The organism is Paraburkholderia phymatum STM815 (assembly GCF_000020045.1).
GTDB classification, from domain to species: Bacteria; Pseudomonadota; Gammaproteobacteria; order Burkholderiales; family Burkholderiaceae; genus Paraburkholderia; species Paraburkholderia phymatum.
In genome coordinates this window covers 633,777-653,954 of sequence record NC_010625.1, presented here as the reverse complement: position 1 = coordinate 653,954, position 20,178 = coordinate 633,777, and the positions used below count along the sequence as shown (strand labels likewise).

The following is a 20,178-nucleotide window of genomic DNA, read 5'->3' as shown; positions in this document are numbered from 1 at the left end:
GTCTTGCAGGAAAGCAACGGGCTTGATCGCTCGCAACCGGCTGCGACGTGAGCGTCTCCGCCAAAGTCCTACGCCGGCAGCGGACGCGTCGCGCCGAGCGGTCATGGCCACATTTGGCCGCTTAGGCTATGCCGCACCGCCAGGCTCGAATTCTGGCACCCGGGTTTCGCCGACGAGGACGTGTATGTTACGTCGGTGACGAAATTCGAACGTTATCGCCGGGCTTTCTTCAGGTTCACGAGCCACTCGCCTTCAGCAGCGCGACAGCCCAGCGGCACGATGACTTGGTTTCAAATCGAGAATTTCGTCGACCGCTGCCGGACCGAACCCTTCATCGGGTCGACGTGCCTCTGAATGAGCCAGTTGGGTTCCTGGCGGATACTGGAACGACGTATTCGCTATCAAGCTGTGACGATCTGCGCACGACTTAAGCGTTAGCCTTCGGCCGCCTCGGCTTCTTCGCCTCCGGCGCCCCGCCACCCGTTCCCGCTGGCTTGAAAAGGGGTGAACTGAGCGTCGCTGCGCCCATATCGGCCGCAGCGCTCAACAGCGACGGCGCGAGTTCTTTCAGACGCGACTCCGGCAGCCGGCTTGTCGGCCCCGCGAGACTCACTATACCCACGACCTCATCGGTCACCGGATTGCGCACAGGCGCGGCAATCGACGTCATCCCCGCCTCGTACGTTTCGATCGCCACCCCGTAGCCGCGTTGCCGCGCGCCATTCAGGTCTTTCAGGAACTGCTGGATGGTCTTCGGCGCACGCGGCGTGTTGACCGATTTTTGCCCAAGGCCGCCCTGCTTCGACACCAGTTCGACGGCACGTTCGTCGGACAGCGTCGACAACCACGCCTGCCCGCTCGCGGTGCAATGCAGCGGCGGCTGACTGCCCATGTCCGGGTCGTATCGCAAGCCCGACTTCGCGCCCTGCGCCTTGCCGACAAACGTGATGTGATCGTCCTCGACCACACCAAGGCGCGCCAGCTCGCCCGAGCTTTCCGCAAGCCGGTCGAGCACCGGCTGCGAGATATCGGCCACGCCGCTCGTGGACAGGTAGATCAATCCCAGCGACACGAGCTTCAGCGCAAGCGTGTATTCGCCGTGATCCTGGTCCTGGCGCACGAAACCTTCGTCGATCAGCATCGACAGCAGACGGTGCGTGCCGCTGCGCGGAATGTTCAGCGTGTCGGCGATGGTCGCAAGCGTCATGCGGCCGCCGTTCTTCGCCAACAGCTCGAGCACCGCCAGCGCCCGCTCCAGATTGCCTGCCATTTTGCACTCTCATCCAAATTGCACTGGGCAAATGAGAACACGATTCCATAGTGGAATTCAAGCAGTTTCGCATGTCCCGACCGAGGGAGGGCTCCTCGTCAGTGCCCCGCGCTCACACTGACCTGCGCAATTGGGCCTTTGTGCCGCGCGCCCTTCAGCAATACGCCCAATGCGCCGACCGCGGCAGGCACCGCCAACGCCATGAACACTTCGCCGAAACCCCAGTTCGCGTGCAGCATCGACGCGCCGAGCATCGCGCCCGCAATCCCGCCAAATCGGCCGACGCCCAGCATCCAGCTCGTGCCCGTCGCGCGCATGGACGTCGGGTAGGAACCCGCCGCGAGCGCGCAAAAGCCCGTATTCGAACCGTTCATGCAATAACCCATGCCGAACGCGAGCACGCAGATCGTGCTGAACGTGTGCGCCGACGACCCCATGTACCAGGCCAGCACGCCACCGGCGAACACGGTCAACCCCAGCGCGCGATGCGGATTGAAGCGGTCCATCTGCCAGCCGATCAGCACCGAGCCGATCGTGCCGCCCGCCTGGAACAGAGCGCCGACCACCGCCGCTTCGGCGAGCGTGAAGCCGATTCCTCGAATCAGCGTCGGCAGCCAGTTGCCGAGCAGATACACAGTGAGCAAACCGGCGAAGTAGCAGATCCACAGCATCACAGTGCCGAACGCATGGTCGCGCGAAAGAATCGCGCGCACGGGGCTGCGTTCCGCGCGTTCCGGTTCGTGCGAGATGAAGCGCGTGGTGGCGTCGGCGCTGGCGGGCTTCAGCCGATTGAGCACATCGACGAGACGCATGCGGCGGCTCTGCTTCAACGCCAGATAGCGCGCCGACTCCGGCAGCCATTTGATCAGCACGGGCACATACAGAATGGGCAGCACGCCGCCGAGCAGCAGCACCGAATGCCATCCGTACGCGCTAATCAGCCACGCGCTGACAAAGCCGCCGCCCGCCGCGCCGAACGTGAAGCCACAGAAAACGATTGTCACCATCAACGAGCGCCGATGCGGCGGTGCATATTCGGCCATCAGCGTCGCGGCATTCGGCATCGACGCGCCGAGGCCGATGCCCGTCAGAAAGCGCAGCACCGTCAACGAGGCGACATCCGTCGCAAATGCCGATGCGAGACTCCACACGCCAAAGAAAAGCACGGCCGTCGTCATCACGGCCTTGCGGCCGAAGCGATCCGACATCGGCCCCGCGCCGAGCGCACCGAACGCAAGACCGAGCAGGCCACCGCTCATCACGGGACCGAGCGCATCGCGCGGTATCGCCCATGCAGTGGAAAGCGACGGCGCGATGAAGCCGATCATCACCGTATCGAGTCCGTCGAGCATCACGATCAGCATGCACATCAGCAGCACGAGAAGCTGGAAGCGTCCGATCGGCTGATCGTCGAGGAATTGTTGAACGTCGAGCGCTCGTGCGGCGCGCGCAGCCGTTCGTTGAGCGGACCGTTTGGCCGCCTGCGAGAAGGTCATCGGGTGTCTCCGGATGATTTGTTCTTGTTATGTGTTCGTTCAGAAAGATGCCGGCCGCGCGCCGCCGCTCTTGCACGGCGACACTTAAGGTCGGACATCACATTGGCGTGCTGCAGATCAGGTCGCTGCCGTGTAGGCCTGTTCAACCACGGCGCGCGTCGCGTTCAGCAAACGTCGCGCGCGATCGACAGCTCGCGTGACCTCCGCCCAACGCTGCGTCGGCACTTCGACGCTCACGGGCAAGTGCTCCGGCAACGCCCGCAGAATGCCGGCGAGATCGAGACCGCCCTCGCCCGGAATCATCCGTTCGCAACGCGCCTGAAACAGCAGCGTATCGAGATCCGTCGGGCGTTCTGCCGGTGCGTCGCAGAACTGCACATAGCCGAAGTAGTCGCGCGGCAACGCGCGCAATGCATCGAGCGAATCAGCTGCACGATCGAAGTGAATCGGATCGATGATGAGACCCGTGTTGCGCTTGCCACTCGCTGCGACAATACGCGCGCCCTGCGCGATGTTCTTCACCTCTGTCCACGGCATCGGTTCGAGCGAAGGCGTGATGCCGAGCGGCGCGGCGATATCGCACAACTGCGCAAGACGATCCGCCGTGCGCGCTTCTTCCGGATCATTGCCCGCCACGAGCGCAAAGCGCGCGCCGAGTTCTGCGGCTGTTTCGAGCATCGGCTTGTACGACGTCACGTCGGTATCCGGCTTGAGCCGCATGATCTCGACATCGAGCACGCGCATGCCCGTGCCCTTCAACACCGCGAGCGTCTCGCGCTTGAGCGCCGTATCGCCGACGATTTCATGCCGCACTTCGTGATCGGTCGCGGGCAGCAGGCGCAAGCCGACGAAGTCATAGCCTGCATCGGCCGCGCATTGCACCATCTGCGGCGGCGTCAGTTCCAGCACGGTCAGCGCCGACAGCGACAGCGCGCGCGCATGAGCCTGAGTCATCATGTCTCCTTTATCCAGTTCGTAACCCGTCTCGCGCGCGCCGTTCAGCGCAACGGCGAAAACGGCGCGGGCACGTATATCGTCGATTCCATCGTCGTCAGGTGCGCGGGTCCGCCCTTCGGCGGCCAGATGCCGTCTTTCACAGCTTCTGCGCGAATACGCGAGCGCTCATCGACGCTGGCATACGGCCAGATGTTCAGAAAACGCGGCACGGTGCCATCGAGCGAATACATCGCGCCGATCAGCGGGGAACGCTGCGTGCGCTGGGGGACTGCCTGTTCCCAGGCGTCGATCGTATGCTGCAGGCTCGCGAGCTTCGTGCCATAGACACGCATCTCGTAGATGCCGCCGTGCACAGCCGGTTCGATGGGCGGCAGGAACGGGAAGAGCGCGTAGCTCTCCACCTTCACGTCCACGACGAACTCGCCGCAACCGAACGGATTGCCTTCGAGCAGCAGACGCTTACGCTCGTTCACGAGCGCCGCCTCCGACTCGAAGCCGCGCAGCACCATCACCTTGCCGAGCGCGCCAATATCCGAATACCAGCAGCCGAGCAGCGTCGAGCCCGGCGGATTGCCGCTCGCCTTGAGGCTCTCGAAAACCTGCGCATTCGTGCCGATTTTCACCGTGAGTGTGACTGTGTCATACAGGGTCATTGCATGGATCCTTGATGTGAACTGGAAGAACCGGTGCGCGTCGGAAGATGCGCCGCACCGGCGAGAGAAAGTCCCGCGAGATAGCCGAAGGTCATCGCCGGACCGAGCGTGATGCCGCCGCTCGGATAGCAGCCGCCCATCATGCTCGCGCTGTCGTTGCCGACTGCGTAGAGGCCGGCGATCGCGTGGTCGTTGCGGTCGAGCACGCGGGCGTTGGCATCGGTGGCGAGCCCTGCGAAGGTGCCGAGGCTGCCCGGCAACAGCTTGACCGCGTAGAATGGCCCGCTTTCGATCGGCGCGAGACAGGGATTCGGCCCGTGCGTTGCGTCGCCCTGCACGCGGTTGTATGGCGTCGAGCCTTTGTGGAACTGCGGATCGAAACCGTCTTTCGCATAGGTGTTGTACGCGCTGATCGTATTCTCGAGTCCCTGTGCATCGATGCCGCACACCTTGGCAAGTTCAGCGAGCGTCGCGCCGCGTTTCAGATAACCCGAATTCACATAGCTCGAAACGGGAAACGGAACAGGCTTTGAAAAGCCGAGCCCGTAGCGGCGCTGAAAACGGTGATCGCAGATCAGCCACGCGCACACCTCTTCGCCCCGCGGCGTCGTGCCGAGCAATGCGGAAATGAAGTCGTGATACGACGATGCCTCGTTGACGAAGCGCTGTCCGGCGCGCGTCACGGCGATCACACCCGGCTTCGCGCGCTCGATCAGATGCGCAAACGCCACGTCGCCGCCACGTTGCGGCACGAGCGACACGGGCGCCCACGCGGCGGGGGCATCGAGTGAGTCATTGAAATGCCCGCCGATCGATTCTCCGAGGCGAATGCCGTCGCCCGTATTCGAGCGTGGCGCAGGCGACCAATGTTCCTTTCCCGAAGGCGTGTAGGCAAACGTGCTGGCGCGCCGCGCGACATCGTGCGGAAAACCGCCGCATGCCAGCACCACGCCACGCGACGCACGCACCTCGTGCACCACGCCGTCGATCTCGACACGCGCACCCGTTACGCGCGCGTCATCGCGCAGCAAACCGATTGCCTTCGCACGCGTACGCAAATCGACGTTGCGGTCCGCCGCCGATTTCAACAGGCGAGCGACCAGCGCATTGCCATTGACGAGATGCATCGAGCGCCCGTGGCGCAGCTTCTGCCACGCAAACGCGGTCAGACGCCGCGTGACGTACAGCGCGGATTTCACGGAGCGCGTCGCGCGATAGAAGTGTGCGAGGTCCTGACCCGAGGCTAGCGCCATGCCCTTGATTGTCATCACCGACAGCGGTTCGCGCAGCTTATGGAGCAACGGACCGAGTTCCTTGCCGTCGAACGGCATCGCGCATACCGAACGGCCGCCCGTCGCGGCGCCCGGCGTGGTATGGAAATCCGGAACGCGATTGCCGTCGATGAAACGCATCGCCGTGTGCCGCTCGAAGAATTCGATCATTTCGGGCCCGCGCTCCAGCAAGGCGGTTGCCTTGTCCGCATCGAACTGCCCGCCGAGTTCGCTCTTCAGATACGTGCGCGGCGCGTCGATGTCCTCGCGGATGCCCGCGCGGGTTGCCAGCGGATTGCGCGGAATCCACATCCAGCCACCCGACCATGCAGTCGTGCCGCCAAACACGTCTTCCTTTTCCGCGACTATCACGCGCAAGCCCTGCGCCGCCGCCGTCACGGCCGCCGACAGTCCGCCCGCGCCGGAACCCAGCACCAGCACATCGCATTCGAGTATCGGTTCACGTTTCATCTTCGCTTCTGCCCGCCCAAGACTATGGAACTAACTTTCTTTATGGAATACTATTCCACAAATTGCGATCTTGCAAAGATTTTTGTGACGACGAGGAGGAGCGACATGCGAGTACTGGTTACAGGCGGCAGCGGTTTTCTGGGGGCGTGGATCATGCGGCGGCTGCTTGCACATGGCATCGAATGCGTCGCGTTCGATCTGCAGGCGAAACCGCAATTGCTGCACGCGCTAGCGCCGGAACAGGCGGACACGGTCCAATGGCGCACGGGCGATATCGCGCAAGCCGCCGATGTCGCACGCGCACTGGACGGCTGCAATGCCGTGATTCATCTGGCGGGCATCCTGACCCCCGACTGCGCGGCCAACCCCGTGCGCGGCGCGCAGATCAACCTGATCGGCACGTTGAACGTTTTCGACGCAGCGCGCACGGCGCGTCTGCCGCGCGTGCTCTATGCCAGCAGCGCCGGCGTGTTCGGTCCCGACGATGGCGCGATGCCGCATCCGCAAACGCACTACGGCGCGTTCAAGCTCGCCTGCGAAGGCTCCGCGCGCGCGTACTGGAATGACCACGGCATCGCGAGCGTCGGCTTTCGCCCGCTGGTCGTGTATGGCGCGGGGCGCGAGACGGGCTCGAGCGCCGGTCCGAGCCTCGCGTGCCGCGCAGCGGCACTCGGCGAGCAGTACACGATGCCGTTCACAGGTTCGACGGGCTTCGTGTTCGCCGACGATGTCGCGGCCGCGTACGAGGCGGCCTTGCTGCGCGACGTAGAAGGTGCGCACGCGTTCACGCTCGCAGGCGAAATCGCTTCCGTGCAGACGGTGATCGACAGGATCGGCACGATCGTGCCGGACGCGCGCATCGATGCAGCGGGCGCGGCGCTACCCATCGCGACTGCATTTCCGCGCGATCCCGCCCTGGAGCGCCTGTTGCCGAACCTGCCGCAGACCTCGCTCGAAGCAGGCTTGCGGCAGACGGTGGCGTTCTACCGTCACGCACTCACGACGCACCCCTGACGAGATCGCGACCTCAGCGCGCCAGTGCGACCGGCGCGCGCGATGCCACAGCCCGATGCACAGCAAGCGTCGCGGCGAGCGTGCGCGCGGCGTCGTCAGCCGAACACAGCGGCGCTTCTTCACCTGCGATGACGCCAGCGAAGTGGCGCAACTGCTCGTGATACGGATCGGCGCTGTGCGGCGTACTGCGCTCGACGGTCAACGGCTCGTGCCAGCCTTTGCGCGACCGGTACTCCCACACATCGAGTTGCGGCAGCGTGAGCGACGCATCGGTGCCGATCAGAAAATGCGTGTTCACTTGCTGGCGCGGATAGTGCGCCGCTTCGCCCGCGGCCAGGTCCCAGTTCCAGGGCGCAGACGCGCAGTCCGACACGGCGAGTGTGCCAAGCGCACCGCTCTCGAAGCGCAGCAACACGGCAGCCGTGTCCTCGACTTCGAAACCGCGCACCGCATTCGACGTCAACGCCTGTACCTCCACGATCTCGCCAAGCAGAAACCGCATGATGTCGATGTCATGAATCAGGTTGATGAGCACGGGCCCGCCGCCCGCGCGGCGCCGCCACTCCACATGGAAGTAGGCGTCCGGTTTGTAGAAAGTCGCGAGCGCATTCGCAGTGACAGGCTTGCCGAGCCGCCCGGACGCGATGATTTCCCTGGCGCGCCGCAGGATCGGATTATGCCGACGATGGTGCCCCACCAGCAGCGGCACCTTCGCTTCGTCGGCTGCGCGGCTCAACTGTTGTGCGGCGTTCACATCGTCGGCAATGGGCTTTTCGATCAGCGCGGGAATGCCGCGCGCGATGCACGCGAGCCCCACGTCCACATGCGTCGCGTTCGGCGTCGCGACGATCGCGCCTTCGGGGCGCGCTTCGTCGAGCATCGACGCATAGTCGGCGAACCAGCGCAACCCTTCCTGTTGCGCGAATTCGCACGCAGCGGGCGACGGGTCCGCAATCGCGACCACCTCGGCCTGCGGGTGCAGGCGCGCCCGTTCGACATGCATCCGTCCGATCGCACCCGCGCCTATCACCGCCAAACGTCTCCTTGCCATGTCCTTCATCTCCTCAGGTTGACCACATTTAAAGGGTCCCAGGTGATTACCCGGATTTTATGAAATACGCTTTGATTGTTGAATACTATTCCACTTCAAACTACAGTTCACCAAAGTTTTATCGTCGACAGGTGTGCGACCCGATACGGACAGGAGCGGAGAGACATGAAGGACGAACACAAACAATCGAACAATCAGGAAGCGCAAGGCACGGGCATGACGCGGCGCACGTGGCTCGCCACGGCGGGCAAGACGCTCGCGAGCGGCGCGGCCGTGCTGGCCGCGCCCGCGGTCGTGCGCGCGCAAGGCGAGCAGCCGCTGAAGCTGGGCCTTTTGATGGCCAAGCAAGGTGTGTGGACCGAACAGGGCGAAGTGATCGCGAACGGTGTGAAGATGGCGCTCGACGATGCGAACAACCAGGCACGCGGCCGCCGCGTGGATCTCGTCTGGTACGACGAGCCGAATCCGCAATCGGCGCAGCAGAACATGCAGAAGCTGATCGAGCAGGACAAGGTGATCGCTGTGATCGGCGGCACGAATAGCGGCACGTCGCTCGCGATGTCATCCGTTGCGAACCGCACGAAGACACCGTATATCGCACCGAACGCAGCAGCGCGCGAACTGACGGGCAGCAGCTGCAACCCGTACACGTTCCGCGTGCTGAGCCCCACGACGAGATGTACGCGCTCTTTCCGCGGCTCGCGAATCGCAAGGACGTGCGCGCCGAGCATCTTTCGGGCGGCGAGCGTCAAATGGTGGCGATCGCCCGCGCGTTAATGGCGCCCGCGAAAGCGATCTTGCTCGACGAACCGTTCGAAGGCCTCGCGCCTGCCGTCGTGCAGGAAGTGCTCGATGCCGTCGTCAAGCTGCGCGAGCGCGCAAGTGTGGTGATTGTCGAACATCAGGCAGATATGGTGTTGCCCATCGCGGACCGCGTGTATGTGCTCGTCAACGGCCGCATCGCGTACGAAAACACGGCCGACGCGCTCGCTCGGGACAGCGCGACGCAGGCCAAACTTCTCGGCATCGTGCATGACGGTGCCCGTTCTACTCTGGAGGTAAAAACAGCATGACCCAAGCAACTGCAACCCATGTCGCCGTATCGCTCGACGAGGGACTCAGCGGCGCGACGCGCGTGTACTTCATTGTTGGCGACCCGATTGCGCAGGTGCGTTCGCCCAAAGGCGTGACGGCTGCACTGCGTGAAGCAGGGCGTGACGCGCTCGTGGTTCCCGCACATGTCGCACCGGACGATCTCCCGGCGTTCTTCGCCGGCGTCGCGCCGATGCGCAATGTCGATGGCGTGATCATCACCGTGCCGCACAAGTTCAGCGCGGCCGGCTTCTGTTCGAGCCTGTCGGAAGAGGCCGCATTTCTCGGCGCGGTGAATACGCTGCGGCGCGCCGCCGATGGCGGCTGGCATGGGGGCATGTTCGACGGCACGGGCTTCGTCGCAGCACTCGAAGATGCAGGCTGCGATCTGCAAGGCAAACGCGCGCTGCTGATCGGCGCGGGCGGCGCGGGCTCGGCGATTGGTCAGGCGCTCGTCAAGGCGGGCGTTGCGTCGCTCGACGTGCGCGATAACGATGCAGAGCGCACGGGATCGCTAGTCAAGCGTCTCGCCGCGATGCAACGCGGTGCCGTGCAGGTGGCCACTGCCGATGTCGACGCTGCATCGTACGACGTGGTCGTCAACGCATCGCCGATGGGCATGCGCGCCGACGATCCATTGCCCATCGACGTATCGCGCCTGCCCTCGTCCACTTTCGTCGGCGACGTCGTCACCAAGCCGCCGCTCACGCCGTTCATCGAAGCGGCGCGCGCGCGGGGCTGCAAGACCGTCACGGGCACACAGATGTTCGGCCGGGTGTGCGACCGCATGGTCGATTTTCTGCTCGACGCGAAAGCATGAGCGTTGCGCAGCGGGTCGCCGTCGTGACAGGCGGCGCCGGTGGCATCGGCCGCGCGATTGCGGCGCGGCTGCAACGCGACGGTCTGCGCGCCGCGTTGTGGGATCTCGATGCGCGCGCAGCGCGTGAAGCCGCTGACGCGCTTTCCAATGGCAGGAACGACGTGGTCATCGGCGTGCATGCGGACGTGACGGACGAAGCTTCCGTCGCGGCCGCGTTGAACACGACGCTCGACCGCTTCGGCGCGCTGCACGTGCTGATCAACAGCGCAGGCACGACAGGCCCGATCGCAACCGGCGCCGACAGCGCGCTCGGTGCATGGCAGCGCTGCATCGACGTCAATCTGCGCAGCGTCTTCCTGTGCTCGCGTGCCGCCGTCAAGCCGATGCTCGATGCGGGCTTCGGCCGCATCGTCAATCTCGCGTCGATTGCGGGCAAGGAAGGCAATCCGTCGATGTCCGCGTATTCGGCGGCCAAAGCCGGTGTGATCGCGTTCACGAAATCGATGGGCAAGGAACTCGCGCTCACACCTGTGCGCGTGAATTGCATCGCGCCCGCCGTGATCGAAACGCCCCTGCTGCAACAGATGACCGACGACGCGCTCGCTGCGAGTCTCGCGAAAATTCCGATGCAGCGCGCTGGCACTGCCGACGAGGTCGCGAACCTCGCCGCATGGCTGGCATCGGATACATGCTCGTTTTCGACGGGCGCGACGTTCGATCTGTCAGGCGGGCGCGCGACCTATTGACGTCGGTTCGGACACAACACCACCACTACCAGAAAAAGGAGCAGGACAGGAGATGAAGCGCAGCAGCGAATTCAAACAACTTGCGCTCGGCGCCGCCATGTTCACCGCAATGCCCGCATTCGCGCAGAGCAGCGTGACCTTGTATGGCGTCGTGGATACCGGCATCGCGTATCAGAACAGCCAGACGACGTTGGGCTCGACGGCAAATGGCCATTCCGCCATCAAGATGGTGACGGGCGTGTGGGCAGGCAGCCGCTTCGGGCTTAAAGGCGCCGAAGATCTGGGCAGCGGCACGAAAGCGATTTTTACGCTTGAATCAGGCATCAATTCGACGACGGGCGCGCAGCAGTACACCAATGCGATGTTCGGGCGACAATCGTGGGTCGGGTTCACCAATCCCGCGTATGGCTCGCTCACGTTCGGACGCCAGTATGCGTCTTACTACCAGTTGCTTTCGCCGTACAGCCCGACGAACTGGCTGACGGGTTTCTTCGGCGCACACCCCGGCGATATCGACGGGCTCGATACGATCTACCGTGCGAACAATACGATCGAATATACGTCCCCCAAACTCTACGGCTTCACGTTCAGCGGTTCGTATTCGCTCGGTGGCGTGGCGGGCAGCCTCAACAGCGGCTCGACATGGGCGGGCGCGATCCAGTATGCGAACGGACCGATCGGCCTTGCAGTCGGCTTCTCGCGCATCAACAACTCGACGACGGGCGGTGGCGCATTCGGCGCGGATTCCACCACGTCGAACAACGGCGCTCAGGCGGGTGTATCCGCGCTGACGAACGGCTATCAAACGGCGCAGGCGCAACAGCGCTTTGCCGTGGGCGGCAGCTACACGTTCAGCAGCGCGTGGGATGTGTCCGCCACCTACTCGAATGTGCAATACATTCCGGGCATAGGCTCGAAGTTCACCGACACCGCGATCTTCAACACGGGCGGCATCGTGCTGCACTGGAAACCCGCTGTCGCATGGGACTTCGGCGCGGGGTACAGCTTCACGCGTGCAACAAAGGCCAACGGCATCACGAGCGCGGCGCAATACCAGCAGTTCAACCTGTCCCAGTACTACGCGTTGTCCAAGCGCACCGGCTTCTATGCGCTAGAAGCGTATCAGCGCGCGAACGGCAAAACGCTGGGCACAGCGGGCGCCAGTCAGATCATCGACGCAACCGCCACGCTGGGCGACGGCTTCAATTCCGCGCCCTCGTCCACCCGTAACCAGTTCGCGGCGGGCGTCGGGGTCGTGCACCGGTTCTGACGGACTTCATCAGCGCTGACAATCCTGAATCGGATTCCAAAGATAATATTGGAATAGAATTCCGTTTTTAGCTATAGTGGAATCTGATTCCACGCGTTCTTTGGACCGCTCGCACGAAGCCGGGCCGCCCAGGAAGCACGGAAGGGCGACAAGGCATCGGAGGAGACATTGGACATGAATTCAGGCAGCAGCATCCATTGGGACGAAGAAGTCGACGTGCTGGTCTTCGGCGCGGGCGCGGGGGGCATGACGACGGCGCTGATCGCGCATCACGAAGGGCTGGACGTGCTGCTGTGCGAAAAGACGGATGCCGTCGGCGGCATCACGTCGACGTCGGGCGGCACGACCTGGGTGCCGGGCACACAATTGAGCGTCGATGCAGGCGTGCCCGACAGCGTCGACGACGCACGGCGTTTTCTGCAATCGGTGGTCGGCGAACGCGGCGGCGACGAGGCACGCGAAGCCTTTCTGCAAAGCGGTCCGCGCGCCATCGACGAATTGCAGCGCATCAGCGACGTGAAGTTCGTCGCAGCGGCCGCGCATCCGGACTATGTGACGGGACCCGGTGCGGCATTCGGGGGGCGAGCGCTCGCACCCGTGCCATTCGATGCGCGTGTGCTGGACAAGGACTTTTCGCGCGTGCGCCCGCCGCGCAAGGAGTTCATGGGCCTCGGCGGGATGATGGTCAATCGCAGCGACCTCGGTGCGCTGCTCAATCCGTTCGCGTCGGTGAGCAATTTCAGGCGCACTGTCGAAGTGGTCGGACGCTATGTAATCGACCGCATGCGGTTTCCGCGCGGCACGCAACTCGTGATGGGCAATGCGCTCGCCGCCCGGCTTTTCTACAGCCTGCGCAAGCGCGGCGTGGCCGTGCGCTTCGAAGCGCCGCTCATCGAACTGGTTAGCGAGCAAGGGTGCGTGACGGGCGCGGTGGTCGGGTCGCGCGATGGCAAGCAGCGGCGCATCCGCGCGCGTCGCGGGGTCGTGCTGGCCACGGGCGGCGTCACGCGGCATCCGGCGCTGCGCAAACAGTTGTTTCCTCTTGCTGCCCAACCGCTATCACTCTCTCCCGACACGCACACGGGCGACGGCGTCAGCAGCGCGCTGGCTATCGATGCACGGCTCGAAAACGGCGGCGACAGCCCCGGTCTGTGGATGCCCTGCTCGATCCGCCGTTCGCCGAACGGCGACGACAGCGTGTGGCCACACATCATTCTCGATCGCGCGAAGCCTGGGCTGATCGCGGTGAACACCCGGGGCGAGCGCTTCGTCAACGAGTCCAACTCGTATCACGACTTCGTGATGGGCATGCTGCGCGACGACGGCAACGGCACCAGCGTACCGGCGCATCTGATTGTTGATGCAGGCTTTATCCGCGAATACGGTTTGGGACTGTTGATGCCGGGGCGTAGCCGCGCGCGCATCGCAGCGTTCGAGCACGCCGGCTATCTGGTCAAGGGCGACACGCTCGCCGCACTGGCGACGAAGTTGAATGTGAACGCGGCTGGGCTCGCGGGTACGGTCGAGCGCTATAACCGCGATGCTGCATTGGGCAACGACCCGGCATTCGGCCGCGGCTCCAGCCCGATGAGCCGCTTCAATGGCGACCCGGCGCAGAAGCCCAATCCGTGCATCCGCCCGTTGGACAAAGGCCCGTACTACGCCGTCACCGTTTGGCCCGCCGACCTCGCGTGCAGCGCAGGACTGGGTGGCACGGCCAACGGTGAAGTGCTCGATGTGAACGGCAACGTGATTCCGGGTCTCTTCGCGTGCGGCAACGATCTCGCTTCGATCTTTCGCGGCACGTATCCGGGGCCGGGCACGACGTTAGGCCCCGCCATCGTGTTCGGGTGGCGCGTGGCGAAGTTCATCGCGGGCAAGCTCAGCGGCGACACGCCGACAAGCCACACGCGCGCCGATGTGTGCACCAGCGAGTCGCGTTGAGCCATAACCGCCAACGACCAGAGCAGTGGTATCAATCCGCTCCAGATAGCGGCGTCTGGACGCGTAATGGGGGGTCGAAGTCTCCATAGTGATGCATCGTCCAGCACAATGCACGTTTTGTCCGGGTTAACGTCGTCTCTGTCCATTGAGGGGAACGCGGCGCAGGCTCTACATTGGCGTCACACAACCCACCGGGGCGTTGCGATTAGCAAGCTTGTCTCGCACGCCCTCCGCCCGGGCACACCGCCAGCGAAGCGGTATGTCCGGGCGGCTCTAGAGGAGACGCCGCCATGCCCCATCAGATCACCCTCCGTTTCGAAGACGGAGTGACCCGCTTCATCGAGTGCGAGGAGGAAGAGCGCGTCACCGATGCCGCCATTCGCGCCAGGACCAATATCCCACTCGATTGCCGTGACGGTGTATGCGGCACCTGCAAGGCGGTTTGCGAATCCGGCGAGTACGTTTTGGGCGACTGCGTGGAGGACGCGCTTAGCCCGGAGGAAGCGAACACTCGCAAGGTTCTCACTTGTCAGATGAGCCCACGTTCCGACTGCGTGATCGAGATCGCCAGCGGCTCCGATGTCTCGGGTACCGGCCCGTCTTCGCACAGGGGACGAATCGTCAGCTGCCAACGAGCGTCGGACAGCACGATCGCTTTCTCGGTCGAACTCGACAACCGTGCCGATCTCAGCTTCCTTCCTGGGCAGTACGTCAACATCCGGGTGCCCGGCACCGATCAGACGCGGTCCTACTCGTTCAGTTCGGGGCCGTCCGACCCGCACCTGTCTTTCCTTGTGCGCAATGTGCGTCAAGGCGTGATGTCGACCTGGCTCTGCGAAAGCGCCAAAGCAGGAGACCCGATTGAGTTTCGCGGCCCGATGGGGAGCTTCTACCTGCGCGCCATCGAGCGGCCGGTGCTGTTTCTGGCGGGCGGCACGGGCCTCGCGCCGTTCCTCTCAATGCTGGACAAGATCGTCGAGGACGGCGGCAGCCCTTATCCGATTCACATGATCCTGGGTGTGAACAGCGATGAGGATCTGGTTGGCATCGACCGGCTCGACACCTATGCACAACGCCTGCCGAACTTCACCTATGCCTGCACCGTCGTCAGCCCCGCCAGTGCTCATCTCAACAAAGGCTATGTGACCCACCACATCAATGCCGCCCAGCTCAACGATGGCGATGTGGACGTCTACCTCTGCGGGCCGCCGCCGATGGTTGATGCGGTGCGCACTTTTCTCTTGTCCGAAGGACTGACACCGCGCAATTTCTATTATGAGAAGTTCGCCGGAACCGGCCTGGTGGTTCAGACCGGCGATGAGCGCATCGCGCCTGTTGATGTCGATGAAGCGTTCGACCTGCGCATGGCGCTCGAACTGGGAGCGGCGCAGCTGACAATGGGCCGGCTATCGAGCGCGCAACTGATCGACTTCCGCCAGCTCGCCGAGGCGACGGCACCGTTCGTGTCCGGCCGGCACTTTACCGATGTTCGCCGCTACATTGAGGCGAATCACGCCTTCCACATGTTCACAGTGGAAGCTTCAGGAAACGCCCAATTGATCGCGCGCTACCGGGAACTGGCCGTGCAGGACTACATCGCTCGCACGCTGACCGACAGGATCAAGATCGTCGGCGATATCGTCCAGCAGCACCGGGACATTGTCGCTGCCTTCGAACTGGGCGACCTGAACGCGGCGCGGGACGTGATCGCGCTGCATGCACGCCACTCCAAGGCCACGATGAGCCGGGCGCTGGCGCACATGACGCTGGACAACACCGCGCCCAGCGTCGCCGCGCCGCCCGCTCCGACACCTGCCGTGCCGCAAAGCGCGCCGCAGATCTGCCCATTCGCGGGCACGACGCTTCCGCCGTATTCGCACGAACTGGACTGGCCCGAAGGGCTGGAACCGTTCAAGGTGGTCGATGACGGCTCGCAAGGCGACCCTTACGAGCACTACCGCTGGATGCGGGAGCATGCGCCGGTGCTGCGTTGCCAGTCGGCGACTTCGGACGTGTGGTTCCTCTCGCGCTATGACGACGTCTATCAGGCGATCCGCAACCCGAAGCTGTTTTCCTCCGAGGTCGTCAGCCCTCCACCGCTGACGTTCCTGACGCTGTTCGACGCGCCCGACCATTCGCGGTTGCGCAAGGTCGTGCAGCCGTCCTTCCTGCCGTTGTCGCTCGATCCTTTTGTCGAGCAGATCGCACAAAGGGCGGAAGATCTGCTCGACGCGATGATTGCCAGAGGCGGCGGTGATGTCGTCAACGATTTCGCTATCCCGCTCAGCATCTCGACCATCTCCACGATGATCGACGTGCCCAACGAGGATGAGGAAAAGATGAAGTTCTGGTCGGACGAGACCTTTAGCTACTTCGGACGCCTCGCCCGCAATGCGCCGGGAACCGGCACCGACGAACAGAGCGCACAGGCATTCTTCGCTTACCTGAAGGAGGCGATGGAGCGGCTCGCGCTCACCGGCAGCCAGTCAATCGGCGGGCATATCGCGCGCATGTGGAAGGACGGGCTGCTTTCGGAAAAGGAAGCGAAGGAGCTGTGCGCATTCGTCTTCATCGCCGGGCACGACACGACAACGATCCTTGTCGCGAACGCTTTTCGCATGTTCACCGAACAGCCGCATCTGCTCGGACGTATCCGCGAAAACCCCGCCGATGCCGACCGCTTCGTCGAGGAGGTGGCGCGCTATCGCGGCACCGTCCAGCGTGTGAGCCGCATCACCACCGAGGCGACCACGGTCGCGGGCGTCGATCTGCCCAAGGGCGCGGTCGTGAGATTGCTGCTATCGGCTGCGAACCGCGACAGCCGCAAGTTTCCGGAGGGCGAGACCTTCGATATCGACCGCGATACCAACGGCCATCTGGGTTTCGGCAACGGCATGCACAAATGCCTTGGCGCGCCGCTCGCCAAGCTGGAGACGCTGATCGCGACGAAGGCTCTGGCCCGGAAGGTCGGCGATATCGCCCTCGATCCGGCAAGACCGATCCAGTACGTGCGGGGCAACAACCTGACCAACTCCGGACCGGAGCATCTGTTCGTGAAGCTCGGTGGGTTATCGGTCTGAACCGGATAAAGGGGCGACGCCGGGTCAGCCCGCTCGCCCCTTTGCAGGCGGCAAGGATCGATCGTGAGCCGCAGCGCGGTATTCGGTTGGCCGAAGGCCCGTCTGCTTGCGAAAGAAACGCCCGAAATACGCCTCGTCCTGAAACCCCAGTTCACTGGCGATCTGCTTCACGCTGAGCGTCGAATAACCGAGTAGCCGCTTGGCCTCATGGATCGAGCGTGCATCGATGGCCTCGATCGCCGAGACACCGAAGGTGGCGCGGCAGATGCGCGAGAGCTGGCCGGTGCTCACGCCCATTTCGTCGGCATAGCTCGCGACCGGCCGCCGCTCACGGCAATGGCGGTCGAGCAAGGCACGGAAGCGCTCGATCCGCGCAACCATCGACGGCCGCTCGGAACTGGCCGAAAGCCGGGCGCTCTCGCTGAGGCGCCCGATCTTGACGAACAGGGCAATCGTCAATGCTGCGCCTGCGGTGAACTGCCAGCGCTCGTGGCTCTCCGCCTCATGCCCAATCGATTGAAACAAAGTGTCCAGAGGCGTGCCGCGCTCGACGTCGGGATCGATCGACAGCACCGTCGGCGTGCGTATGAATTCCAGCAACTCGGGTGCGGCCGTCATCGCCAGCGATTCCAGCGCAGACTGCGCGGCCGTGATCACGTGACCGTCGATGTCGCTACGGAAGTGAAAGCCGTGGACCGAGCGCGCTGGCACGACGATCAGGCATGGCGCTTCGACTGCCCAGGTCTTGCCGTCGATGAAGGTCTCGCCACCCCCGGCGATGACGTAGAGCACCTGGATCAGCGCGTCATGAACGTGCGGCTTGATGTCGAAGTCAAAGCGGCCGGCCCGCAGGGGAATGCGCTCGTAATGGACCATGTCGACCCACGGCAGGTCCGCTTCCGCGCCATAGAGCGCGAAATGAAGAACGGTCCGGCGACGCTGCTGGTCATTGGCCATGATGCACGTTATGTCCTGTTATATGTGATCTCTGTCCATTGTTCCATAGGCGCTTGAGGCGTTCAATCGCGGGCGTCTTCGCCGATGTTGATGTTGTCCGTTTCGAGCTTCGAGAGGCAGCGAGCATGTCGCTCTGCTCGCCGGGGCGTCGAAGACACGAGCGCAACATTGCTCAGCCAGATCGACGAAGGCCGGCTGGAACTGGCGATCTGTCGCACGACGATCAGTCAGACGCCGCAGCACTACGAAACTACGCGGTTGCAGGAGGAACGCTTGCCGTCGTGGCCAATGTGCAGCATCCGCTGCGGCGCGCGAAGAAGCTCCGGCTTCAGGACGTCGCGGAATACCGCTGGGTGGTGTATCGCGCGAACATGCCGATGGGGCTCTTGCTGAAGCGCGAGTTCCGCCAGTTATTGGAAGATATTGTTGCCGTCCCCGCTCACACGGAATATCGCCACCGCGCCGTGCAAATGCTCGCTTTGCGCCTCGAGCGAAGCCGCCGTAGTCGACGCCGACTCGACCAGCGATGCGTTGCTCTGCGTCATTGCTTCCATCTGCACGACCGTCGCGTTGACCAGTTCGATCCCCGCTGTCTGCTCGCGCGACGCGAGACTGATATCCGCCATGATCGCGTTCACGCTCTGCACGGCCTTCAGGATGTCGTCCATGGTGGAGCCGGCGCGCAATACCAGTTCGCTGCCCGCGCGTACACTCACGGTCGAATTGCCGATCAGTTCCTTGATTTCCTTCGCGGCGGTGGCGCTGCGCTGCGCCAGATGCCGCACCTCGCTGGCCACCACGGCGAAGCCTCGCCCTTGATCTCCGGCGCGCGCCGCTTCGACGGCTGCGTTGAGCGCAAGAATATTGGTCTGGAACGCAATGCTCTCGATCACACCGACAATGCCGACGATGCGCGCCGAGCTATCCGAAATCGCATCCATCGTGTCGACGACCTGACGCACCACCTCGCCGCCGCGTGTCGCAATCTCGGACGCGCGTGTGGCAAGCGCGCTCGCATCGTGCGCATTGTCGGCATTCTGCCGCACCGTCGCCGTCAATTCTTCCATGCTCGCGGCCGCCTGCTGAAGCGAGGCGGCCTGATCGCCGGCGCGCATCGACAGGTCGCGGTTGCCGCTGGCAATCGCCTGCGCATCGTGCATGATCGCGTCCGTCCCCGCCCTGACCTTGCGCACCACCGCCACGAGGCCTTGTTGCATGTCGTTCAGCGAGTCGAGCAGATAACCCATTTCATTGCGGCGTTCCGTCTTGACGACGGCCGTGAGGTCGCCCGCTGCAATCTTCGCAAAGTAGTCGACGGCGGCATTGACGGGCGTGACGATCGCCCTCGTCAGCGCCCGATGCGCGAGCACGCCGACGATCAATGCGATCAGTCCGGCCACGCCGAAGCCGCAGAGCGCCATGTGAAAGCGCACGTTCGCGTGATCGAAACGCATGCGCTGGCGCTGCACCTGGAAATCCTCCAGCGAGATGAGCGCCTTCTGATATTCATCGAACAGCGCGACGGGCATTTCGCGCTGCGTGGTAAGGAAGTCGACCAGATTTTCTTCGTCGAGCTGCTTGAGCGCTTTCGAGAAAGCCTGCGCCAGCAGACGGTCGCGCTTGCCCGTCATCGCTTCGAGCAGCGTCGTTTCCTGCGCGTCAGGAGCGTGCAGCGCACGGTACGCGTCGAGCTCGCGATTACTCTCGCCGAGCAGCGCATGCAGCTGCTTGATCTCGGCGGCAGCCGGCTTGCCCGCACTGATCAGCTGTTCGACGTCGGCGAGCCCCGCGCGGAACACCAGCAACCGCTCGGAGCTGGTCTTCAAATGCACGACGGACGCGGTGTCGTCCCGATACATCGCGTCGAGCGCGGCGTTGCTCTTGAAGAGCGCAAATACGGCCGCCGCGATGACCAGCATCAATAGCAGCGTGAAACCCGAAATGGTGGCGGCGAGGCCGCCGCGAATCGTGGTGTTTCTGAACATGAGCGCAAAGCAGCGTGCGCGCCGCGAGGACGGCGCGGGCAGCGTTTCTCCGGTAGTCAGAACGAACGGGCCGGCCATTCGATCGCAGGCCGTCTCCCGGA

At 63.9% G+C, this 20,178-nt stretch carries 15 protein-coding genes and 2 pseudogenes; 9 read left to right on the top strand and 8 right to left on the bottom strand.

Annotation, left to right across the window (positions count from 1 at the left end):
- Nucleotides 1–427: 427 nt before the first annotated feature.
- The 5 genes from BPHY_RS30480 to BPHY_RS30460 all read right to left on the bottom strand — a co-directional run bounded on the left by BPHY_RS30480 (nt 428) and on the right by BPHY_RS30460 (nt 6,118).
- Nucleotides 428–1,270, bottom strand: a complete 843-nt coding sequence (locus BPHY_RS30480) for an IclR family transcriptional regulator (protein ID WP_012405322.1) — start codon at nt 1,268–1,270, stop codon at nt 428–430.
- Nucleotides 1,271–1,368: 98 nt separating this feature from the next.
- Nucleotides 1,369–2,766, bottom strand: a complete 1,398-nt coding sequence (locus tag BPHY_RS30475; RefSeq protein ID WP_012405321.1) for an MFS transporter — start codon at nt 2,764–2,766, stop codon at nt 1,369–1,371.
- A gap of 117 nt (nt 2,767–2,883) precedes the next feature.
- Nucleotides 2,884–3,720, bottom strand: coding sequence for a sugar phosphate isomerase/epimerase family protein (locus BPHY_RS30470; RefSeq protein ID WP_012405320.1), 837 nt, complete (start codon nt 3,718–3,720; stop codon nt 2,884–2,886).
- Nucleotides 3,721–3,764: 44 nt separating this feature from the next.
- Nucleotides 3,765–4,376, bottom strand: coding sequence for an NIPSNAP family protein (locus BPHY_RS30465; protein WP_012405319.1), 612 nt, complete (start codon nt 4,374–4,376; stop codon nt 3,765–3,767).
- Nucleotides 4,373–6,118 carry an FAD-dependent oxidoreductase gene (locus BPHY_RS30460; protein WP_012405318.1) on the bottom strand — a complete coding sequence of 582 codons (1,746 nt, stop codon included), beginning with the start codon at nt 6,116–6,118 and terminating at the stop codon, nt 4,373–4,375. The genes BPHY_RS30465 and BPHY_RS30460 overlap by 4 nt, the downstream gene beginning before the upstream one ends.
- Nucleotides 6,119–6,223: 105 nt before the next feature.
- On the opposite strand from BPHY_RS30460, the gene BPHY_RS30455 reads away from it, so the two are divergent.
- Entirely contained in the window at nt 6,224–7,132 is a 909-nt protein-coding gene (locus BPHY_RS30455; RefSeq protein WP_012405317.1) for an NAD-dependent epimerase/dehydratase family protein, read from the top strand.
- Nucleotides 7,133–7,145: 13 nt separating this feature from the next.
- Here the strand turns inward: BPHY_RS30455 and BPHY_RS30450 are convergent, their stop codons facing one another.
- Nucleotides 7,146–8,183, bottom strand: coding sequence for a Gfo/Idh/MocA family oxidoreductase (locus BPHY_RS30450; RefSeq protein ID WP_012405316.1), 1,038 nt, complete (start codon nt 8,181–8,183; stop codon nt 7,146–7,148).
- A gap of 165 nt (nt 8,184–8,348) precedes the next feature.
- Between BPHY_RS30450 and BPHY_RS30445 the strand changes: the two genes are divergently transcribed.
- The 7 genes and pseudogenes from BPHY_RS30445 (at nt 8,349) to benC (ending at nt 17,135) form a co-directional block, all read left to right on the top strand.
- Nucleotides 8,349–8,960, top strand: coding sequence for an ABC transporter substrate-binding protein (locus BPHY_RS30445; RefSeq protein WP_244257713.1), 612 nt, complete (start codon nt 8,349–8,351; stop codon nt 8,958–8,960).
- Nucleotides 8,855–9,256 (top strand): annotated as a pseudogene (locus BPHY_RS40085) (ATP-binding cassette domain-containing protein); the annotation flags it as partial. The gene BPHY_RS30445 and the pseudogene BPHY_RS40085, both read left to right, overlap by 106 nt.
- On the top strand, nt 9,253–10,095 hold the full coding sequence (locus tag BPHY_RS30435) for a shikimate dehydrogenase family protein (RefSeq protein ID WP_012405315.1): 843 nt from the start codon (nt 9,253–9,255) through the stop codon (nt 10,093–10,095). The pseudogene BPHY_RS40085 and the gene BPHY_RS30435, both read left to right, overlap by 4 nt.
- Complete coding sequence (locus BPHY_RS30430; RefSeq protein WP_012405314.1) at nt 10,092–10,841, top strand: SDR family oxidoreductase; 750 nt, start codon at nt 10,092–10,094, stop codon at nt 10,839–10,841. Before BPHY_RS30435 ends, BPHY_RS30430 begins: the two co-directional genes overlap by 4 nt.
- A gap of 52 nt (nt 10,842–10,893) precedes the next feature.
- Entirely contained in the window at nt 10,894–12,111 is a 1,218-nt protein-coding gene (locus BPHY_RS30425; RefSeq protein WP_012405313.1) for a porin, read from the top strand.
- 174 nt (nt 12,112–12,285) lie between these two features.
- Complete coding sequence (locus tag BPHY_RS30420; protein WP_012405312.1) at nt 12,286–14,055, top strand: FAD-dependent oxidoreductase; 1,770 nt, start codon at nt 12,286–12,288, stop codon at nt 14,053–14,055.
- A gap of 290 nt (nt 14,056–14,345) precedes the next feature.
- Entirely contained in the window at nt 14,346–17,135 is a 2,790-nt protein-coding gene (benC, locus tag BPHY_RS30415; protein WP_012405311.1) for a benzoate 1,2-dioxygenase electron transfer component BenC, read from the top strand.
- A 24-nt stretch (nt 17,136–17,159) separates the two neighbouring features.
- Here benC and BPHY_RS30410 read toward each other — a convergent pair whose 3' ends face one another.
- Nucleotides 17,160–18,092, bottom strand: coding sequence for a helix-turn-helix domain-containing protein (locus BPHY_RS30410; protein WP_012405310.1), 933 nt, complete (start codon nt 18,090–18,092; stop codon nt 17,160–17,162).
- A gap of 147 nt (nt 18,093–18,239) precedes the next feature.
- On the opposite strand from BPHY_RS30410, the pseudogene BPHY_RS43415 reads away from it, so the two are divergent.
- Nucleotides 18,240–18,502: pseudogene (locus BPHY_RS43415) on the top strand (LysR substrate-binding domain-containing protein); the annotation flags it as partial.
- Here BPHY_RS43415 and BPHY_RS30405 read toward each other — a convergent pair.
- Complete coding sequence (locus BPHY_RS30405) at nt 18,503–20,077, bottom strand: methyl-accepting chemotaxis protein (RefSeq protein ID WP_176061929.1); 1,575 nt, start codon at nt 20,075–20,077, stop codon at nt 18,503–18,505.
- Nucleotides 20,078–20,178: the final 101 nt, after the last annotated feature.

Excerpts from the sequence above, each read along its gene's own strand:
- BPHY_RS30480 (WP_012405322.1), bottom strand. The coding sequence starts at position 1,270 with ATGGCAGGCAATCTGGAGCGGGCGCTGGCGGTGCTCGAGCTGTTGGCG.
- BPHY_RS30475 (WP_012405321.1), bottom strand. The coding sequence starts at position 2,766 with ATGACCTTCTCGCAGGCGGCCAAACGGTCCGCTCAACGAACGGCTGCG.
- BPHY_RS30470 (WP_012405320.1), bottom strand. The coding sequence starts at position 3,720 with ATGACTCAGGCTCATGCGCGCGCGCTGTCGCTGTCGGCGCTGACCGTG.
- BPHY_RS30465 (WP_012405319.1), bottom strand. The coding sequence starts at position 4,376 with ATGACCCTGTATGACACAGTCACACTCACGGTGAAAATCGGCACGAAT.
- BPHY_RS30460 (WP_012405318.1), bottom strand. The coding sequence starts at position 6,118 with ATGAAACGTGAACCGATACTCGAATGCGATGTGCTGGTGCTGGGTTCC.
- BPHY_RS30455 (WP_012405317.1), top strand. The coding sequence starts at position 6,224 with ATGCGAGTACTGGTTACAGGCGGCAGCGGTTTTCTGGGGGCGTGGATC.
- BPHY_RS30450 (WP_012405316.1), bottom strand. The coding sequence starts at position 8,183 with ATGGCAAGGAGACGTTTGGCGGTGATAGGCGCGGGTGCGATCGGACGG.
- BPHY_RS30445 (WP_244257713.1), top strand. The coding sequence starts at position 8,349 with ATGAAGGACGAACACAAACAATCGAACAATCAGGAAGCGCAAGGCACG.
- BPHY_RS30435 (WP_012405315.1), top strand. The coding sequence starts at position 9,253 with ATGACCCAAGCAACTGCAACCCATGTCGCCGTATCGCTCGACGAGGGA.
- BPHY_RS30430 (WP_012405314.1), top strand. The coding sequence starts at position 10,092 with ATGAGCGTTGCGCAGCGGGTCGCCGTCGTGACAGGCGGCGCCGGTGGC.
- BPHY_RS30425 (WP_012405313.1), top strand. The coding sequence starts at position 10,894 with ATGAAGCGCAGCAGCGAATTCAAACAACTTGCGCTCGGCGCCGCCATG.
- BPHY_RS30420 (WP_012405312.1), top strand. The coding sequence starts at position 12,286 with ATGAATTCAGGCAGCAGCATCCATTGGGACGAAGAAGTCGACGTGCTG.
- benC (WP_012405311.1), top strand. The coding sequence starts at position 14,346 with ATGCCCCATCAGATCACCCTCCGTTTCGAAGACGGAGTGACCCGCTTC.
- BPHY_RS30410 (WP_012405310.1), bottom strand. The coding sequence starts at position 18,092 with ATGGCCAATGACCAGCAGCGTCGCCGGACCGTTCTTCATTTCGCGCTC.
- BPHY_RS30405 (WP_176061929.1), bottom strand. The coding sequence starts at position 20,077 with ATGTTCAGAAACACCACGATTCGCGGCGGCCTCGCCGCCACCATTTCG.